This is a genomic window from Nibrella saemangeumensis (assembly GCF_039541915.1).
Lineage (GTDB): Bacteria > Bacteroidota > Bacteroidia > Cytophagales > Spirosomataceae > Nibrella > Nibrella saemangeumensis.
On the sequence record NZ_BAABHD010000074.1, the window covers coordinates 59,327 to 77,034 of the forward strand.

Annotated in this window: 17 protein-coding genes and 1 pseudogene; 11 read left to right on the forward strand and 7 right to left on the reverse strand. The window is 47.5% G+C overall.

The annotated features are described in order from the left end of the window. Positions 1–294: 294 nt before the first annotated feature. From ABD949_RS20970 to ABD949_RS21000, 7 genes are all read left to right on the forward strand, one after another. Positions 295–1,653 (forward strand): Na(+)-translocating NADH-quinone reductase subunit A, encoded by a 1,359-nt coding sequence (locus ABD949_RS20970; RefSeq protein WP_345246670.1) that lies wholly within the window; start codon positions 295–297, stop codon positions 1,651–1,653. An 89-nt stretch (positions 1,654–1,742) separates the two neighbouring features. Continuing rightward, positions 1,743–2,900, forward strand: coding sequence for an NADH:ubiquinone reductase (Na(+)-transporting) subunit B (locus tag ABD949_RS20975; RefSeq protein ID WP_345246672.1), 1,158 nt, complete (start codon positions 1,743–1,745; stop codon positions 2,898–2,900). After that, positions 2,893–3,609 (forward strand): NADH:ubiquinone reductase (Na(+)-transporting) subunit C, encoded by a 717-nt coding sequence (nqrC, locus tag ABD949_RS20980; protein WP_345246674.1) that lies wholly within the window; start codon positions 2,893–2,895, stop codon positions 3,607–3,609. Before ABD949_RS20975 ends, nqrC begins: the two co-directional genes overlap by 8 nt. Positions 3,610–3,671: 62 nt before the next feature. Further along, positions 3,672–4,391, forward strand: a complete 720-nt coding sequence (locus tag ABD949_RS20985) for an NADH:ubiquinone reductase (Na(+)-transporting) subunit D (RefSeq protein WP_345246676.1) — start codon at positions 3,672–3,674, stop codon at positions 4,389–4,391. A gap of 12 nt (positions 4,392–4,403) precedes the next feature. Beyond that, positions 4,404–5,018, forward strand: a complete 615-nt coding sequence (nqrE, locus tag ABD949_RS20990; protein WP_345246678.1) for an NADH:ubiquinone reductase (Na(+)-transporting) subunit E — start codon at positions 4,404–4,406, stop codon at positions 5,016–5,018. 10 nt (positions 5,019–5,028) lie between these two features. Beyond that, complete coding sequence (nqrF, locus tag ABD949_RS20995) at positions 5,029–6,279, forward strand: NADH:ubiquinone reductase (Na(+)-transporting) subunit F (RefSeq protein WP_345246680.1); 1,251 nt, start codon at positions 5,029–5,031, stop codon at positions 6,277–6,279. 6 nt (positions 6,280–6,285) lie between these two features. Beyond that, positions 6,286–7,281 (forward strand): FAD:protein FMN transferase, encoded by a 996-nt coding sequence (locus tag ABD949_RS21000; protein WP_345246682.1) that lies wholly within the window; start codon positions 6,286–6,288, stop codon positions 7,279–7,281. Here ABD949_RS21000 and ABD949_RS21005 read toward each other — a convergent pair. Then, positions 7,259–7,480, reverse strand: coding sequence for a hypothetical protein (locus ABD949_RS21005; protein ID WP_345246684.1), 222 nt, complete (start codon positions 7,478–7,480; stop codon positions 7,259–7,261). The two genes, ABD949_RS21000 and ABD949_RS21005, sit on opposite strands and share 23 nt — an antisense overlap. A 173-nt stretch (positions 7,481–7,653) precedes the next feature. On the opposite strand from ABD949_RS21005, the gene ABD949_RS21010 reads away from it, so the two are divergent. Both ABD949_RS21010 and nhaD read left to right on the forward strand, forming a co-directional pair. Then, entirely contained in the window at positions 7,654–8,088 is a 435-nt protein-coding gene (locus ABD949_RS21010) for a CBS domain-containing protein (protein ID WP_345246686.1), read from the forward strand. Positions 8,089–8,252: 164 nt separating this feature from the next. Next, positions 8,253–9,584, forward strand: coding sequence for a sodium:proton antiporter NhaD (gene nhaD, locus ABD949_RS21015; protein WP_345246688.1), 1,332 nt, complete (start codon positions 8,253–8,255; stop codon positions 9,582–9,584). Positions 9,585–9,658: 74 nt separating this feature from the next. On the opposite strand, the gene ABD949_RS21020 is transcribed toward nhaD, so the two are convergent. Further along, complete coding sequence (locus ABD949_RS21020) at positions 9,659–10,471, reverse strand: 3-keto-disaccharide hydrolase (RefSeq protein ID WP_345246705.1); 813 nt, start codon at positions 10,469–10,471, stop codon at positions 9,659–9,661. Between the two features lie 182 nt (positions 10,472–10,653). Between ABD949_RS21020 and ABD949_RS21025 the strand changes: the two genes are divergently transcribed. Then, a complete protein-coding gene (locus ABD949_RS21025) occupies positions 10,654–11,517 on the forward strand; it encodes a ThuA domain-containing protein (RefSeq protein ID WP_345246691.1) in 864 nt (287 codons plus the stop codon). A 20-nt stretch (positions 11,518–11,537) separates the two neighbouring features. Here ABD949_RS21025 and ABD949_RS21030 read toward each other — a convergent pair whose 3' ends face one another. After that, positions 11,538–12,530 (reverse strand): ThuA domain-containing protein, encoded by a 993-nt coding sequence (locus ABD949_RS21030; protein ID WP_345246693.1) that lies wholly within the window; start codon positions 12,528–12,530, stop codon positions 11,538–11,540. Between the two features lie 494 nt (positions 12,531–13,024). On the opposite strand from ABD949_RS21030, the gene ABD949_RS21035 reads away from it, so the two are divergent. Continuing rightward, entirely contained in the window at positions 13,025–14,140 is a 1,116-nt protein-coding gene (locus ABD949_RS21035) for a hypothetical protein (RefSeq protein WP_345246695.1), read from the forward strand. Between the two features lie 264 nt (positions 14,141–14,404). Here ABD949_RS21035 and ABD949_RS21040 read toward each other — a convergent pair whose 3' ends face one another. The 4 genes and pseudogenes from ABD949_RS21040 to ABD949_RS21055 all read right to left on the reverse strand — a co-directional run. Next, a complete protein-coding gene (locus tag ABD949_RS21040; protein ID WP_345246697.1) occupies positions 14,405–15,406 on the reverse strand; it encodes a hypothetical protein in 1,002 nt (333 codons plus the stop codon). A gap of 102 nt (positions 15,407–15,508) precedes the next feature. Beyond that, entirely contained in the window at positions 15,509–16,081 is a 573-nt protein-coding gene (locus ABD949_RS21045) for a hypothetical protein (protein ID WP_345246699.1), read from the reverse strand. A gap of 553 nt (positions 16,082–16,634) precedes the next feature. Then, complete coding sequence (locus ABD949_RS21050) at positions 16,635–17,015, reverse strand: helix-turn-helix domain-containing protein (protein ID WP_345246701.1); 381 nt, start codon at positions 17,013–17,015, stop codon at positions 16,635–16,637. A 32-nt stretch (positions 17,016–17,047) separates the two neighbouring features. Beyond that, a pseudogene (locus tag ABD949_RS21055) lies at positions 17,048–17,500 on the reverse strand (ADP-ribosyltransferase); the annotation flags it as partial. Positions 17,501–17,708: the final 208 nt, after the last annotated feature.

Genomic DNA, 17,708 nt, shown 5'->3' on the forward strand with positions numbered 1-17,708 from the left:
AAATAGGGGAAAATACGGTATAAAATACCCCAAAAGGGGTATATATAAGCGCGTTTGGTAGGCCGGCCCACGTCTCTCACCGCTTCTTTCTCATACACAACTATTTAGCTTTGTTTAGTGACTTTCCGGCCAGAGCCTGGCCCAGGCAGAATTAACAGAAGTCACCATCATAATCCCTCTGCCTCTCAACCTATTACCAGGGCCAAAACTTTTTTTATGGAATCTTTTGGGCTTTTTTCTTTGATTTCTGGCAAATCCTGATTGATTTGTAAGATAAAAAGATTGAGTAGGATTATGGCCAAGCCGATTGCAATAAAAAAAGGATTTGATATAAAACTTGCAGGTAGCCCCAATAAAACGCTTTCCGACACTCCTCTATCTGATGTAGTCGCTCTTCGGCCTCCGGATTTTCCGGAGGTAATCCCCAAGGTACTGGTCGAACCGGGTACCGATGTCCTGGCGGGGCAAGCGATCTATTTCGACAAGAACCGTCCTGACCTCCGGTTTACTTCACCCGTCAGTGGGGAAGTAGTCGAAGTGGTACGGGGCGAAAAACGACGTATCCTCGAAATCCGGATTCTGCCCGACAAAGGTGACAGCCGCTATGTTGAGTTCGCCCGCACCAATCCCGCCCAACTGGACCGCCAGGAGCTTATTGAGCAGCTATCTGAGAGTGGCTGCTGGGCGTATATCCGGCAGCGCCCCTTCTCGCTGATCGCTGATCCGCTCGATACGCCCAAGGCTATTTTTGTGTCCTGTTTTGATACCGCTCCGCTGGCACCGGATCTCAGCTACATCATCGGCTTTGAGAAAGAGAATTTTTTGACCGGACTTGCTGCACTCCGGCAACTGGCCAACGGTAATCTGCACCTGAGTTTTGGCCGCAGTCTGCCTGAAAGTCTGACCGAAGCCGAACTGGAACCCCTGGGCCGGGTACATTACTTTCAGGGGCCGCATCCGGCCGGCAACGTGGGTGTACAGATCCACCACATTGACCCTATTCAGAAAGGCGACATTGTTTGGTATGTGCACCCGCAGGACGTGATCATTATCGGCCGGCTTTTCCGCGAGGGACGCTACCGGGCCGACCGCATCATCGCCCTTACCGGCAGCAGTGTTACCGCACCCCAGTATTTCCGGATGGCGACCGGCCAGCGCATCAGCAGCATCACCGAGGGCCGGGTGGCAGGCGATGCCTTTGTCCGCTATATCCAGGGTAACGTGCTGACGGGCCAGACCTCCGCGCCCACTGAGTTCCTGTCGTTCTATACCAACCAGCTTACCCTGATCCCGGAGGGCAATGAACCAGAGTTTCTAGGCTGGCTGCTGCCGGGCCTTGGAAAGCTGAGTCTGTCACGTACCTTCTTCTCCTGGCTAACCCCCACCCGTACCTATAACCTCGATACCAATCTGCATGGTGAAGAGCGGGCCTTTGTGCTGACGGGTCAGTACGACAAGGTCTTGCCCATGAACATTTACCCCGTCCACCTGCTGAAGGCCATTCTGGCCAGAGACATTGAACGGATGGAACAGCTGGGCATTTACGAAGTCTCCGAAGAAGATTTTGCCCTCTGCGAATTTGTGTGTACCTCCAAAATCGACGTCCAGCGCATCATTGCCGAAGGACTTCAATACGCTAGACAAGAAGGTTAATCTGTTTCAGGTTCCAGGTTTCAGGTTTACCTACCAGCCTGAAACCTGGAACAATTTTGATTTCCTAACCCGCTTTAATAAGTACTGCCGTGAAAATAGCTCGTCAATTAGTAGACTCGGTCAAGCCGCATTTTGAGAAAGGGGGTAAACTTGAAAAGTTTCATCCGGCTTTCGACGCCCTCGAAACGTTCCTGTTCGTGCCGGGGAGTACCACCCGGCATGGTGTCCATATCCGCGATGCCATGGATATGAAGCGTACTATGTTTACGGTAATCATTGCCCTGATACCAACGCTCCTGTTCGGGATGTGGAATGTAGGGTACCAGCACTACCGCGCCTACGGCATGGAGATGTCGCTGTTCGATAATTTCATGTTCGGCTTCTGGAAAGTACTGCCCATTGTTATTGTCTCGTACGCTGTCGGCCTGGGTGTTGAGTTTTTGTTCGCCATTGTCCGCAATCACCAGGTCAGCGAAGGGTATCTGGTCACGGGGCTGCTGATTCCGCTGACCCTGCCCGTAACGATTCCGCTCTGGATGGTGGCGCTGGCGGCCGTATTCTGCACGCTGCTGGGCAAAGAGATTTTCGGCGGTACGGGCATGAACTTCATGAACCCGGCACTGCTGGCCCGCGCCTTTCTGTTCTTCGCGTTTCCGGCCTATATGTCGGGCGACGTCTGGACGGATCTCTCTCCCGAACCCGGCCACGCCATTGTCGATGCTTATTCGGGCGCTACCAACCTGGTCGCGTTTGACACCAACTACCGCCAGATGGCCAGCGTCCCGGGTATGTTCTGGGGTATTGAACAGGGTTCCATTGGCGAAACCAGCGTTTTTGCCTGTCTGCTCGGTGCGTTTATTCTGATTATCACCGGGGTCGGTAGCTGGAAAATCATTGCCTCCTGCTTTGCCGGGGCCTGGGTTATGGGAGCGTTTTTGAACCTGGTCGCTCCTGTCGAGCTGATCAACAACGCCATGCACACGCCGGCCTATTACCACTGGCTGCTGGGCGGTTTTGCCTTCGGAGCGGTGTATATGGCGACCGATCCGGTTTCGGCGGCCCAGACCGAACGGGGCAAATGGGTTTACGGCCTGCTGATTGGAGCGTTTACGGTTATTTTACGGGTGTTCAACCCGGCTTACCCGGAGGGGGTAATGCTGAGCATTCTGCTGATGAATGTCTTTGCCCCGCTGATTGATTACGTCGTTGTCGAGCAACACATCAAAAACCGCGTTAAACGTGCATAGCAACCGATATACCCTGATTTATGCCGCCGTGCTGTCTGTCATTACGGCGGTGGTACTGGCCGTAGCCGCTGAGGGCCTGAAGCCGGCGCAGGAGGCCAATATAGCCCTCGACAAAAAATCGAATATCCTGCGGGCCGTGCGGTTCAGCTCCGAAAAAAGGGCCGAATTGGAACAGGCTTACGCCACCCGCATTCAGGAGATTGTGGTGGATGCTTCCGGCAACGAGAAAACCGGTATCCGGGCGACAGCCGTCGATATGAAAGATGAGATTGGCAAAAAACCGGAAGCGCGCGATCTGCCGTTGTACGTATATACGGGCGATGGCGGTAAGAAGTATTACATCATCCCCGTTCGGGGTGTCGGCCTGTGGGGCCCTATCTGGGGGTATGTGTCGCTGGAGGATGACTTCAACACCGTTTATGGCACGTATTTCGACCATAAGGGCGAAACCCCCGGCCTGGGAGCCGAAATTTCCGAGATTCCTTTTCAACAACAGTTCCAGGGCAAGAAGATCATGTCGGACGATAACCAGTTTATCTCCGTCAACGTGATCAAGAAGAGCGAAAAAAGCGCGGTTGGCAACGAACACCGCGTAGACGCCATTTCGGGAGGCACCATTACCTCCCGCGGCACCGACGCGATGCTGAAAAACTGCATCGCCCCGTATCTGGCTTATTTTCAGAAGGTAAAAGGCAGTAATCGAATGTAGCTGTTTCTGGTTCCAGCCGGGCGGACGGAACCAGAAATATATAACCTGAAACATTAAAGATCATGCAGGCAGAAACCACCCCCATTGCTACTCCCACGCCAGTTTCGGAGCCCCCAAAAGCTCCCCGGCGTCGATTAACCCTGAAGCGGGAAGATCTTCTTTCCAAGAAGGATCTGAAAACCTTACGTGACCCGCTCGACGATACCAACCCGGTTACGGTGCAGGTCTTGGGTATCTGCTCGGCGCTGGCCGTAACGGTGCAGATGAAACCGGCCCTTATTATGGCCCTGGGCGTTACGTTTGTAACCGCTTTTTCCAACCTCATTATTTCCGCTATCCGGAATTCCATTCCCAATCGCATCCGCATTATTGTGCAGCTGATTGTGGTGGCCATGCTGGTGACCATTGTCGACCAACTTCTGAAAGCCTATATGTTCGACATCAGCCGCAAGCTGTCGGTATTTGTGGGGCTGATCATTACAAACTGCATCGTGATGGGGCGGCTCGAAGCCTTCGCCTTGGCGCAGCGCCCCTGGCCGGCGTTTCTGGATGGCATTGGCAACGGTGTAGGGTATGGTATCATCCTGGTTGCCGTCGCGTTCTTCCGCGAACTGCTGGGTGCCGGCACGCTATTCGGCTATAAGGTTGTTCCCCAGTTCCTGTACGATATGGGCTACGTCAACAACGGGTTGATGGTCTTGCCGCCGGCCGCCCTGTTCCTGATCGGCATCTTTATCTGGTGGCAGCGCAGCCGCAACCGGAAGCTCATCAATGTGTCTTAATTCTATTCTGTCATGGAACACTATCTGAATCTGTTCATAAAAGCCGTCTTTATTGAGAACGTGATCTTTGCGTTCTTCCTGGGCATGTGCTCGTTTCTGGCCGTGTCCAAGAAGCTTAAAACGGCATTCGGGCTGGGGCTGGCGGTTATTTTTGTGATGATCCTGACCACCCCGCTCAATTACCTGATCCTGCGCTACACCCTGGGCGAAGGGGCTCTGAGCTGGATACACTCCTCGCTGGCGTCGGTAGACCTGACGTTCCTGTCGTTTATCCTGTTCATTGCGACCATTGCCGGTGCCGTGCAGCTGGTAGAGATGGTGGTGGAGAAATATGCGCCGGCCCTGTATAACTCGCTGGGTATCTTCCTGCCCTTGATTACGGTAAACTGCTCTATTCTGGGTGCTTCGCTGTTCATGCAGGAGCGGGAGTATAGTTTTGCCGAAACGGCGGTGTTCTCACTGGGTGCCGGTACGGGCTTTTTCCTGGCTATTGTGCTGCTCGCGGCCATTCGGGAGCGGCTGCGTTACTCCAACGTACCCGAACCGCTACAGGGTCTGGGTATCGCGATGATCATTACGGCCCTGATGGGGCTTGCCTTTTTGAGTTTTTCCGGCATCCAACTGTAACCCCTGACGTATGCTACCCGTACTATCTGCCAGTGTTGTTATATTTATTTTGGTTATCCTCGTTCTGGCGTTTCTGATTCTGACGGCTAAAGAGCGACTGCTGCCGCAAAAAGATGTGGCCATCGTTATCAACGGCAACCAGGAAACACCCATTATTGTAAAGCCAGGCAGTACGCTGCTCTCGACGCTGGCAGCCCAGAAGATCTTTCTGCCGTCGGCCTGTGGCGGGGGCGGTACCTGCGCCATGTGCAAATGCCAGATTTATTCAGGCGGGGGCGAAGTGCTGTCCACCGAAACCAATCACCTCAACCGCCGTCAGGTGAAGGATAACCTCCGGTTGGCCTGCCAGGTTAAGGTGAAAGAGGACATGGAGATCCAGGTACCCGACGAGGTATTTGGGGTGAAAAAGTGGGAATGTACCGTGGTGTCAAACGATAACGTATCGACATACATCAAGGAGTTTGTGGTAGCTCTGCCCGCTGGCGAAAACCTGAAATTCCGCTCCGGCGACTACATTCAGGTGGATGTGCCGCAAACATTTATAGACTTCAGCACCGATCTGTACAACATACCGGAACGGTTCAAGGACGATTACGACAAGTTCAATATCTGGTCGCTGAAAGTGAAAGTGGATGAGTCTCTCTTCCGGGCGTATTCCATGGCCAACCACCCGGCCGAGGGGAACATTATTATGCTCAATATCCGCCTGGCCACTCCGCCCTGGAACCGCGAGAAGAAAGCGTTCATGGATGTGCCGGCGGGTCTGTGCTCGTCTTACGTGTTCTCCCGCAAACCGGGCGACAAGGTGACGATCAGCGGCCCTTATGGCGAGTTCCACATCAAGCAGACGGAGAAAGAAATGGTGTATATTGGCGGTGGGGCTGGTATGGCTCCGCTACGGTCGCATATTTTCCACCTGTTCCAAACGCTCAAAACCGGGCGGAAAGTATCGTACTGGTATGGTGCCCGCAGCAAGCGCGAGATCTTTTACGAAGAAGATTTCCGGGCCATCGAGCGCGAATTCCCAAACTTCCGGTTTGAGATTGCGCTGTCGGAGCCACTGCCGGAGGACAACTGGACCGGCTACGTCGGCTTTATCCACCAGGTTGTGCTGTTCAACTACCTGGATAAGCACACCGAACCCGAGGAAATTGAATACTACCTCTGCGGACCTCCCATGATGCTGTCGGCCGTACAGAAAATGCTCGACGATCTGGGTGTCTCGAAAAACAATATCGCCTTCGACGATTTCGGAAGCTGATCCTGTATGCCTCTTCCGCTTCGTGTATTTGTATTGATTAGTTTCCTGTTTATCCTGGGTGCCTGTCGTTTCAATCGCCGGTCGTATACCGAGTTGGAAGGACAGGCCCAGGGTACCACGTTCCGCATTGTATATCTGGACCCGCAGGACCGGGATTTCAGCCAATCGGTTGACAGTCTTTTCCGGGTCATCGACCGCAGTATGTCGCTCTGGGACAGCAACTCGGTTATCAGCCGGCTAAACCGGAACGAGCCGGCCGCCAAAGCCGATACCCACTTCGGTGTTGTATACGAACAGGCTTACTCGGTGTCACAGGCCACCGATGGCGCGTTCGACGCAACGGTGGGACCGCTGGTCAAAGCCTGGGGCTTTAGTTTCAAGAAAGGATTACCCTCGCCCACGGCGCGTGAGGTGGACAGTCTGCGGCAATTGATCGGCTATCAGAAAGTAAAGCTGGCTGGCGATATTTTAACCAAAGCCAACCCCCGGATGGAGCTGGATTTTAACGCGCTGGCGCAGGGGTACACGGTCGATGTAATAGCCGAGTTTCTCCACAAGCGGGGGGTCCGAAACTACCTGGTCGAAATTGGTGGCGAGGTACGGACGCTGGGGACGAACGAACGCAGACTGCCCTGGCAGGTTGGGATCGACAAGCCACTGGACACCCCAACCGAGGGACGACCGCTGCAAACTGTGGTGCCGCTGAGTGGCCGGTCACTGGCTACGTCGGGCAGTTATCGGAAGTTCGTGGTGCGCGACGGCAAAAAATACAGCCACGCCATTGATCCGAAAACGGGCTATCCGATTACCCATAATTTGCTGAGCGTATCGGTCATTGCCGAAGACTGCATCACGGCCGACGCCTATGCCACGGCCTTTCTGGTGATGGGGCTGGAGAAAGCTGTACCGCTGGCCATGGCCAAAGGCATGGAACTATACGGCGTATATAGTGATTCGACAGGTAAGTTTCAGGTGCAGACTACGCCTGGGTTTGTAAAGTAGTCAGTTCTTTGTCCGGATTCCGGCATTCTTCGCCCGGCTTACGGCCGCATACGCCACAGGCTACCTCTTTGTTGAGCATGGGATTATTACCGGCGCAGGTACCCCGAAACTCACCGCCTTTAACAAAGAGCAGCCGGACACTAAACAGAAAAAATGCCACCAGCATCAGCAGGCCGGCCGCCAGAATTACCGCAAGCATAATGGAGTTGATTAACGAATACCCTTAAAGATACACATTCCGAACGAAATAATAATTTTTCAGGATTCATTTTCAATTTAAAAAGAACGAGTTAAATTAGCATTTCTCATACAGTTCCGTAACTCCCTCACTTGCCTGCCTTTAGTATCTACAACTCTAAAACGTAAAGAAGTATGATATCAGTCAAGAAAATCCTGCAGAACAAAGCTCAGTCTGGTGTGTGCAGCGTACGACCCGATGATATGGTAATCGACGCGCTGAACCTGATGGCCGATTGTAATATCGGTGCCGTAGTGGTGATGGATGGTGAGGAATTGGTCGGTATCTTCTCAGAACGTGATTACGCCCGTAAAGGTATCCGGCAGGGTCGGAAGGCCAAAAGTACGCCCGTGTCTGAGGTGATGACCCCAAAGGTATTTACGGTGACGCCGGATATGGATATCTACGACTGTATGAAACTCTTCAGTGAAAAACGGTTCCGGCACCTCCCCGTTATGGAAGAAGATAAAGTTGCCGGTGTGCTCAGCATCGGCGATGTCGTCTCCGCCATCATGAAGGAACAAAGCGAGCACATTCAATACCTGGAGCAGTACATCACGAACGCTTAAAAAACTGTTTCAGGTTTCATGTTCCAGGTTTCAGCGGGGCAGCCCGGCGGTTCCAAATTCCAGGTTTCAACTGGTAGTCCTATGCCCATACATGGAACCGCCAGGCTGCCCCGCTGAAACGTAAGATACCTCCAGCTCTCCCTTCCGTAACCTTAACCCTTTCCATGGCTATTTTAATTGTTGTCGTATTTATCCTTGGATACATACTGATAGCCCTTGAGCATCCGCTCCGGATTGACAAAGCCGCTTCGGCGCTGCTCACGGGTGTGCTTTGCTGGCTGATTCTGCTGATCGGTTTCGATCAGATGCCGGCGTTTCAGACCCTCACCGCCAGTACGGTCCCCCTCCCCCACCGCGATACACACGAGATACTCAATCACGCCCTCTTCGAGCACTTGGGCGAGATTGCCGGTATTCTGTTTTTCCTACTGGGGGCCATGACCATCGTTGAACTGGTCGATGTACACAATGGCTTCCGGACTATTACCGACCATATCGCAACCACTGACCGTGTTAAGCTGTTGTGGATCATCTCCTGGGTATCGTTCTTTCTGTCGTCGGGGCTCGACAACCTGACTACGGCTATTATCATGTGTGCCCTGATCCGCCGGATTATTAAGAACAAAGAGAATGTCTGGCTGTTTGGCGGCTTTGTTGTTATTTCCGCTAATGCCGGTGGAGCCTGGTCACCCATTGGTGACGTAACCACCATTATGCTCTGGATCGGCGGGCAGGTATCAACCTTTAATATCATGCAGGCATTGGCGCTGCCCTCCCTCATCAACCTCCTGGCCCCCCTGCTGGTAGCCACGTTCTATCTGCGCGGGCAGGTTGAAGCGCCCACACAGGCAGATAACCTGCTTCACGCAAAGATAGAAACGACGCCCACCGAACAGGTTACCATGTTTGCGCTGGGTGGCGTAGGACTGGTGTCCGTACCCTTTTTCAAGAGCCTAACCCATTACCCGCCTTATATGGGTATTCTGCTGTCGGTGGGTCTTATCTGGATCTTTACCGAGTTTCTGCACCGCGACAAGGAGGATGAAAAGAAACAGGGCCTCTCGGTAGCCGCCATGCTTCATCGTATTGATACGCCCAGTATTCTGTTCTTCCTGGGTATTCTGCTGGCGGTTGGAGCGCTGGATACCAGTGGTCACCTGCGTCTGCTCGCGACTGGTCTTGACAGCGCCGTGGGCAACATTTACCTGATCAACACCCTTATTGGACTATTGTCTTCTATAGTCGATAACGTACCGCTGGTAGCAGCCGCGATGGGCATGTATCCGATAACACAGTATCCGGTAGACCATGATTTCTGGAATCTGCTCGCCTACTGCGCCGGTACGGGCGGTAGTATCCTCATCATCGGCTCGGCAGCGGGCGTAGCGTCTATGGGTATCCTGAAGATCGACTTCATCTGGTACCTGAAACGTATTTCTGTTTACGCGCTGGTTGGCTATCTCGCCGGGATTGTGGTGTATGCCTTATTAAATTGATACTTCAGCAATTCTTCTTTTTCCTTTACCCGATAAAGCAGCCTGCCCCTAAAAAAGCAGGCTGTTATTTTTTACTATGGATTTTTCCGGGCCTGCAACTGCTGCAGCACGGCCTGTAGTCGTTTACGGTCGTTCATATACGGAGCCAGGTCAAACAGCGCAACCCGCCGGAACTCAATCGGGTGGCTTTCGCTTTGCAGGGATATATAACCTCCTTTAATCAATTGGCCATCCTTTTTCTGCGCCGGATCATGGTTGATTACGTTACCGCCCCCAATCTGGGGTTTGGTATAGGTCAATACCGTGTCTCCTTCGACAATGTGCTTCACCAGCGAATCACCTAGCACTAGGGCTTCGGCACGCACCCATTGGTCGCCGTGGTAGGTTTTTGACTTTGATTCGATGCAGTGGGGAGTAAACAGCTTGCCGTTCAGGAACACGTTTGTGCCGGGCGTACACAGGTTGGCGGTATGCCGCTCCCGCTGACCGTCACCCCCTAACAACTGCATTTCCAGCGAAATCGGGAAGTCCTGCTTTACGCCCATGGTTTTGGGGTCCTGCCCGTGCAGCATGGCCCCGCTATTGCGAATAGCCCAGCCCGGTCCACCTTTCGCCTGATCGCCTACAAACCGATATTCCAGTTCCAGCAGATAGGCCGAAAAAGGCTTATTGTAAAAGATGTGGCCAAATTTCTCATCAAAGGCGTTGTACTGGTCATAGCGGACCACTAGTTTGCCGTCATCCACCCGAAACGTATTGCCAAAATTCTCGTTCAGTGGATACCCGGTTATTTTGACGGACCAATCGGTCAGATCTTTCCCATTGAACAGGTCGATCCAACGGCTCTGCACGTTGTTTTTCTGCGTGGCACAGCTATTAAAAAGCATTGATAAGACGAAAGAAAAGAGCAGGAAGCGTATGTAGAATTGACTTTTCATATAGAAGGACGTAGGTTTTCTCTTGATACAAAGCCTCTCCACCCGGCCGATTACTCACAAGCCTACCAACGAAATGGCATATTAGTGGCGCTTGAGTAGTAAATAATTCAGGTAGTTCTGCTTCTCTGGTTATGAAACCAACACTTATCAAATATGTGCTGGCCTGCACGCTTCTGCTGGCAGGGATGGCTTATCCTACCCTGCCAGCCAAGGCTCAGCCCCAGGCCGGTAAAAAAAGACTGCTCATCATTGCCGGAACACCGAGTCATAAAGCAGGCGAACATGAGTATAACGCTGGAGCGCTGCTGCTTCAGCAATGGCTTGCAAAGTCTCCGGACTTAGCGGTATCAGTAAGCCTGAACGGTTGGCCGGCCGACACCACACTAGTATCCAACGCGGACGGTATCGTGCTGTTTATGGATGGTAAAGATGGCCATCTGGCACTGAAACCTGCGTATAAGCGGCAACTCCTGAAAGCAGCCAGCCGGGGCGCTGGTTTGGCCGCCCTCCACTACGCAGTAACGCTGCCGGCCGGTAATGGCGACCCCCTGCTCGACCTCTTAGGTGGTTTCAAAGAAGATAAATACTCGGTCCATGGCTTCTGGACCTCCGATTTCCGGACAATCCCCGTTCATCCCGTTACCCAGGGGGTGAAACCCTTTCAGGTGTACGATGAATGCTACTTCTTCCTTCGATTTCGCCCTCAGGTCAACCCCATACTGTCGGCCACCCCACCGGATTCGTTACGCAATACCCCCGCCAGTCGAAATTTCTCTGGTCGACCCGAAACAATCGCCTGGGTGTACGAACGGCCCGATGGCGGGCGGAGCTTTGGCAATACCGCGCTGCACTTCCATCAGAACTGGGCTAATGATGACCTGCGGAAGCTGGTGCTGAATGCCCTACGCTGGATTTGTCGGTTAGATGTCCCACCGGGTGGGGTAGTTTCCACCGTAAGCCCTGAGGACTTACAAAAGAACCTGGATAAAAAGTAACGGCCAGATACGTACTGCGGCTAATCACCCGCCGTAAATTTTCGCCGGCTAACGTTTGTTTCGGTCGGAAAATCGGATGGTATGGGTATGTCCACTTTACCCGTTGCCGCCCACTGCGAGCCCCGCTGCAGGCAGGTAATGAAGCCGACACATTCAACCGAGTAATCGGCATGCCCCAGGGCTAAATGAAAGATCCGGCCTTTGCCATACTGAATGGTCATCAGCATCGGTTCGTGGCGGTCGGTGCCTTTGTTGTCTTTGGGCGAAAAAGCGGTAGCTAGCACATCCATGTTTTCAGCGGGACCCCGCAGGCGGTCATACAGTTCATCCTGAGTATGCATCCACCTGGCAGGCATGCCTTTGGTAATCGGATGTTTGGTATTCCGTACCGTGATCAGGAATTCGCGCTGGGCTCCGTGTGAGCCGGCTCGTCCCGGTTGGGTATCTCTGACGAGCTTCCCTTCCTGGTCGTAATAGACGTAGGGACCATCTTTCTCGGTGCGGTCTCCCCAGCCGCCCAGGCCAATCATTTTATTATAAGCCGGCCATAACGGAAACGAGTTGTTGGCGGCATGCACCACCACCAGCCCTCCTCCCTTGCTGATAAACTTTTCAAAATCGGCCTGCGTCGCATCGGACCAGGGCGCGGCATTCCAGCCAAAATTGCAGATCACCAGGTCATAGTTGGAAAAAGCCGGATGAAAACTGGAATCCATGCGGGGCTTTGGCATTACCTGCGTGCTGGGCACTCCGCTGACCGGATATTTTTGTAAATACTCCTGCCCGTTCCAGGTATAATAGGTACGCTGTACGTCAACCGAGAACTTACCTGTTTCTTCCAGGTACTGCTTCATCATGTAGGTAATCTTGGGCCACATCTCGTGGTTATTCTGACCGTCTACGATGAGTGTTCTGATTTTTTTGGAAGGCGAATTAGCTTTTCCAGCCTGAGCATAGCAGTCCAGGCGAACGATCAGCACCAGGCCAATCAGCGTAAAGTATATCCAGCGCATAACAAGGTTTAGTTAACGTTTAGCAAGTAGCCTGAACCATCGAAGTTAATTAATCGGCTATAAAGTCCAAATTATAGCGCCTACTTTCTGCCCTTGATTCGGTAGCCTTGCCTAGCGGGTGATATGCGTTAACAACAAAGGGTTAATCAGTTGCTGCTATAACTGATTAACCCTTTGTTGTTGTGATCCCGTTTGGATCAGAACCCATCTTGATTATCAACAATTTACGCTAATATACACTAATAGGTGATGAATTAGGTGATGAATTCAGTGGTAGAGGGGCAGAGAATAAAAATGGAATACTACTTTGAGAAACGTACAGTGTTATGCAAATTAGCAGTATATGTACCATATTCAGGGCACCTAAATTAAACAGAGCAAACTTAAGGGTATAAAAGTAGATAAGCGAACATCTGAACAAATTAATGATTTTCAATACACAGTAGTTTACAAAATTATTAAGGCTTCAAAGATATAAACCAAAGCTTTTGACAATGGAAGATCTATGGAACTACTTAACAAACTACACATCAAAACAATCAATTTTCATTAAATATCTACTAAAAAGATTAGGGTTTGGCAGTAACAAATCTGAAGAAACATATTGTTATGAATATATTGAAAAACTTAAAGGCATTTTAAAAAAAGAGGAAAACTTAATTGATGTATTATTAAGAGATTACAATACAAAAAAATACATTCAGCAGATACCGTTAAAACAATTTTCCGCTTCATACCTTACAGCAAGCGATTTAGCTGAATATGTATTTTGTCCAGTAGCTTTCTCAATAAATAAAACCTATGAAACGAAATCAAACATAGAATCAGACATAGGTTTAATAATGCATGATGAAAGAGTTTTACTTTCTTATCTTGAGAAAGATGTAATTGGAGCAACTGGATCAGGTATTAGTCAACGATTTAAAGAAAGGAATGGTGTGATCAATAGTTCAAACCAAGCGTTTTTCACAGAAATTGAAAACTCGACATTGCTATACTCTGGGCATTCAGAAAACAGGGTACCCTATATTAATAAAGACAAGAACTTTACAGGCCAGCCCGACTACGTTTTTAGAAATAGCAAAGGCAAGATTTTCATTGTGGAGGAAAAATATCATGAGGGGCTAAGAGAAAAAACAAACTTTTATAATAATCATAAAATTCAATTAGCTTCCTACATATACCTTTTAAACCAAATTGGAGCTGATTACGGATACTTGGTATACTGGTCATATTACCGCAAAACGTATTATACAAACACGAACTATAACACAATAAATAATCAACCAGTTAAGCAGTGGATTGGCGTAAACAAATGTGACGTTATGATACTAAGAAAGAATGACAATGTTGAATCTTTTCTAGAACGTACACTAAATAACGTCAAATCATTCGTAGACGTTAAATCAACCATATTTGAATTAAATAGCTTAAATATAAATAAGTGTGTTAGTTGCGCATATACTAACTATTGTGGGCATAAAACAAAAAGGTTCACGAAAATTACATTACCGTATATAAAAGATTTTACCAAGTTAATGTTTGTACCTTATCCAGAAGAGTTAAAAAAGCAAGATAAAGATAACACCAACTTAAAAGATAGTGAATAAGCTCTAGAACTATAATACTTTAAGTAGTAAGTTGTAACTAACAAGCTAAAATTTATTTGAAGCTAAGCGTTTATTAAACTCTAATCTAAACCCTGCTGACCAATTTAGTAAAATTCGCTTTTAGCCTTAATATTAAAATGTTGTAGAAGTCATTCGTTAATAACTAAATATAAAAAATTAAAGACTACTATGTTTTGTCAATAGAAGCATTCAAGTTGTTGAAAAATAGGCAAAATTTCTCAACTAAAACTTTTGAAGGAATGACTAAGTATCATCAGTTCGGGTACTCTTTACATATTCAATAAATTTTAAAGTATTCTGGTATTTAAGATAAACGCTATCGGCTAGTTCGCTAATATGATGATGCTTTGTAAAACAGTTCCAAATACTTTCTTTAGCCATCTTAATTGGATAGCTTTGAGGCCAATTTATTACATAACTATTTTGGTATTGATTTCCTTTCTTGGGCACGTCATACTGAATAATAAAATTATTAAATACCTTATCCTTTGCATCTGGAGTAGGCACCTTTTTTAAAAATCTATTTATAGCTTTATCAGTAACTAAACAACCAATCCACTCTTGCTCTTTTTCAATATGGTAGGCTTCAACTATCGCCTTTCCGTAAAGTGTAGACTGGTTAATTGTTAAGGACGGGTGAGTTATATCATAATTAACAAATTCTAGTTCGCCAATGGTGATTACTCCTCTTAAGGCAACGTTAGTAAAAAAAGACTCAAAAAACATTAGATTTCTAATACTCTTAATAATCTCATAAAAGCTTTCCGCAGAATCGTCTACAGTCCAAAATATAATTGTGTCAGACAACATAATATTGTTAATAGTAGCTTCTGAAAGGTCTGGTGCAAAACCGTGCAAGTATAGCCGGGTTTTGGACTTCCCTGCTTCTTCAGAAGTTAAATACATTTGTACATCTCGAATAAGAAAACCTACAAATCTGGATAAATCCTCAAATGAATTCTTTTCAACAATTTGAGAGTATCCTAAAATATCAACAAAAGCTATATATTTCTGTCTACTACTTGGATAATAACCTGTTGAGGCACTTGATCGTACACCAATATTATAAGCTTGAAGATGCTCGCTTAAAATATTCAATTGTTCATCTCGTTGAAGTAAAACTTCGTTTTTTCTAGTAATTTTCATTCCATCATACGGATACGGAGCAGGAACTTCGGACTCTGCTTCAGCAGTGTTCTCACTAAGCCTTTCTAACTCTGCGTTACATTTTGCGATTTCTTCCAAACACAATTCAATATATTTTATTGGGATGTCCATTCTTCAATATTAATTTAAATTAATAAATTCAAATACATAAATAGTAACATTAATGCTCTAAAGGTTGGATTAAAGCTCAATTGACCAATTAGGAATAACGTGTCTTATATGTAAATTTGAGTTCTTTACTCCATATTCAAGTTTTTGAAGTGCATTAATTCTGGAAATATATCCATCAGGCAAAGCATAAATGAAAGTAACTACAATTGGATATGCTTTTTTTCTAAAATTTGATAAAATCGATTGTAGGGACTTCCCTGTTAGTTCTAACTTTAAAATATCTTTATAAGCTTCATCACAATAATTAGCCCAAGCTCTAAGAAGATTTGCAAAAACAAAGTCTTTGCTTTTAGGATCTTTTCTAAGCGGAAAGCTTTCGGATATAGAATCACAATTATCTCTTAAGTCTTTAAGGCTATTCATGCACCAGTCAATATCCTCATAAGAATGATTCTCCCACATCACCTGCTTTCGATAAAAACACAAATCAAGAATTTTAGAAACCTCAGCATCATTATTATAAAATTCTTTCACCGCAACTGACGGAATCTTCAAACCTAAGCTTTTAAAATTAATTAATAAAGTAGTTGTATTAGCTGCATTGCTAATCGCATCAAACAAATCTTTTAATTCAGGTAGCATAACTCAAAATAAAATTCTTTTGAAACAATAATACACATACAGAACAAACAAACAAAAGGATTATCTTTGGCGCATTGGTGCACTAAGCGAATAAAAGCCAAAGCTTTCGCTCATAATCCAATTTATTTTGTTATAAAACTCTCCCCTGTTGAAACAAATTATAATACCCTGTTCCCTACATTCCAGCGAAAACAGTAGGTTAGTAACAGTTCCGGGGCTTGATGCTAAGAATTAATATATTTATTTAGGATCAGATTATACTTTACAAAGGATTATGTTATTACTTCTGGCCTTAAGCTATTAACTCTCTATACGTTTAACCGCGTCTCCAGTGGGTAGAGTGGATACATAGGGTTGAACAAACCTAATGGGTAAATCCCCCGGCCTATATTAGAGAGAATAGAGCTTTATACCTCCTTACTGACATTAATAATCGTTAAACAGCAGGTTAGTAAAGGATTACTGTACCAGATAAGTGCTCTTAGTTCTTAAATGGTGTTACATAATTTAATTTCGGTGCTGGATCTACCTTAGCTAATAATAAGTGTATGAGTTATTGCTGCTTTTCTCGGTATTCTATGTAGAGGTCACCGCCCAAAGCTTCAAACAAATCTTTTAAGGTCTTCAAGCCTAATTTACGACTACCCTGCTCAATGTTGCCAATTACCTGAGCCGGATAGCCTATTGCCTGTCCTAACTCGGCTTGAGTCATTCCACGCATTATACGGAGTTCAGCAATGAGTTTCGGTATGTCTTCAGAAGTGTTTGATAAGCGTATACCTCCACCGGGAAGCAATTGGCCGGGTAAATCTATTTCATCCTCCTCTACATCCTCTGTATCTCCTGAAAAGGTGCCGCCTTCAGCCGACTGCATCCGCTCAGCAAGATCATCAGATGGTACTTTCGTTATTTCAATATCTCGTTTAGTGTGCATATGTGTTTACCGGATTCAGGGTTCCGGCACCCTTATAGTTCAACTAACTCGGCCTCAACTGCCCAAATTTTACCTCCTACTTTGATTGTCCTTACTCTCTTAATCTGGCAAGTTAATCCCGGCAGGTATAATGTTTCTTGTTCGGCTGGCGAATCACTCCATAAAGCAATGTCTCGTCCTGTTTTGCCTTCTATCGTTAGCCGCACATTACCTTTAAAACGATCTGCTACCCACGAAGCGCGGCTGGTACTTGAAAAAGCAGCAAACGTAATTATTTTGGCCGTTTTTAGCCGTTCCACATAGCCATTAATATCATCTATCGAAAATGTCCGGTAAGTTGTACCCGGTAAAGGGGGTAAGCTTTTGACAACTTCAATTAATTGGGTTACTTGTTGAGTAACAACGCCTCCTAGTAAGTTTCGGTTAATGTCTCGATAACCTGAGCGAGTAAAGTCAGTTATAATTTGCATATGATTCTCCGATAGTTCACCTCGGTAGCGGGCTTATATTACTACAAATGTAATACAAATATGTATTAGTTCAAAATTATTTTTTACTGTGTAAAGCGGTAAGCACTATTTATTACTCTTTAGAGTTTTCTATGGTTTAAGCAAGTGTGTATGTATAAGTTTTATCATATTCCTGGTTTTTACCCACCACGGCATAGGCCCGTAAGATTAACTTATTGCGAAC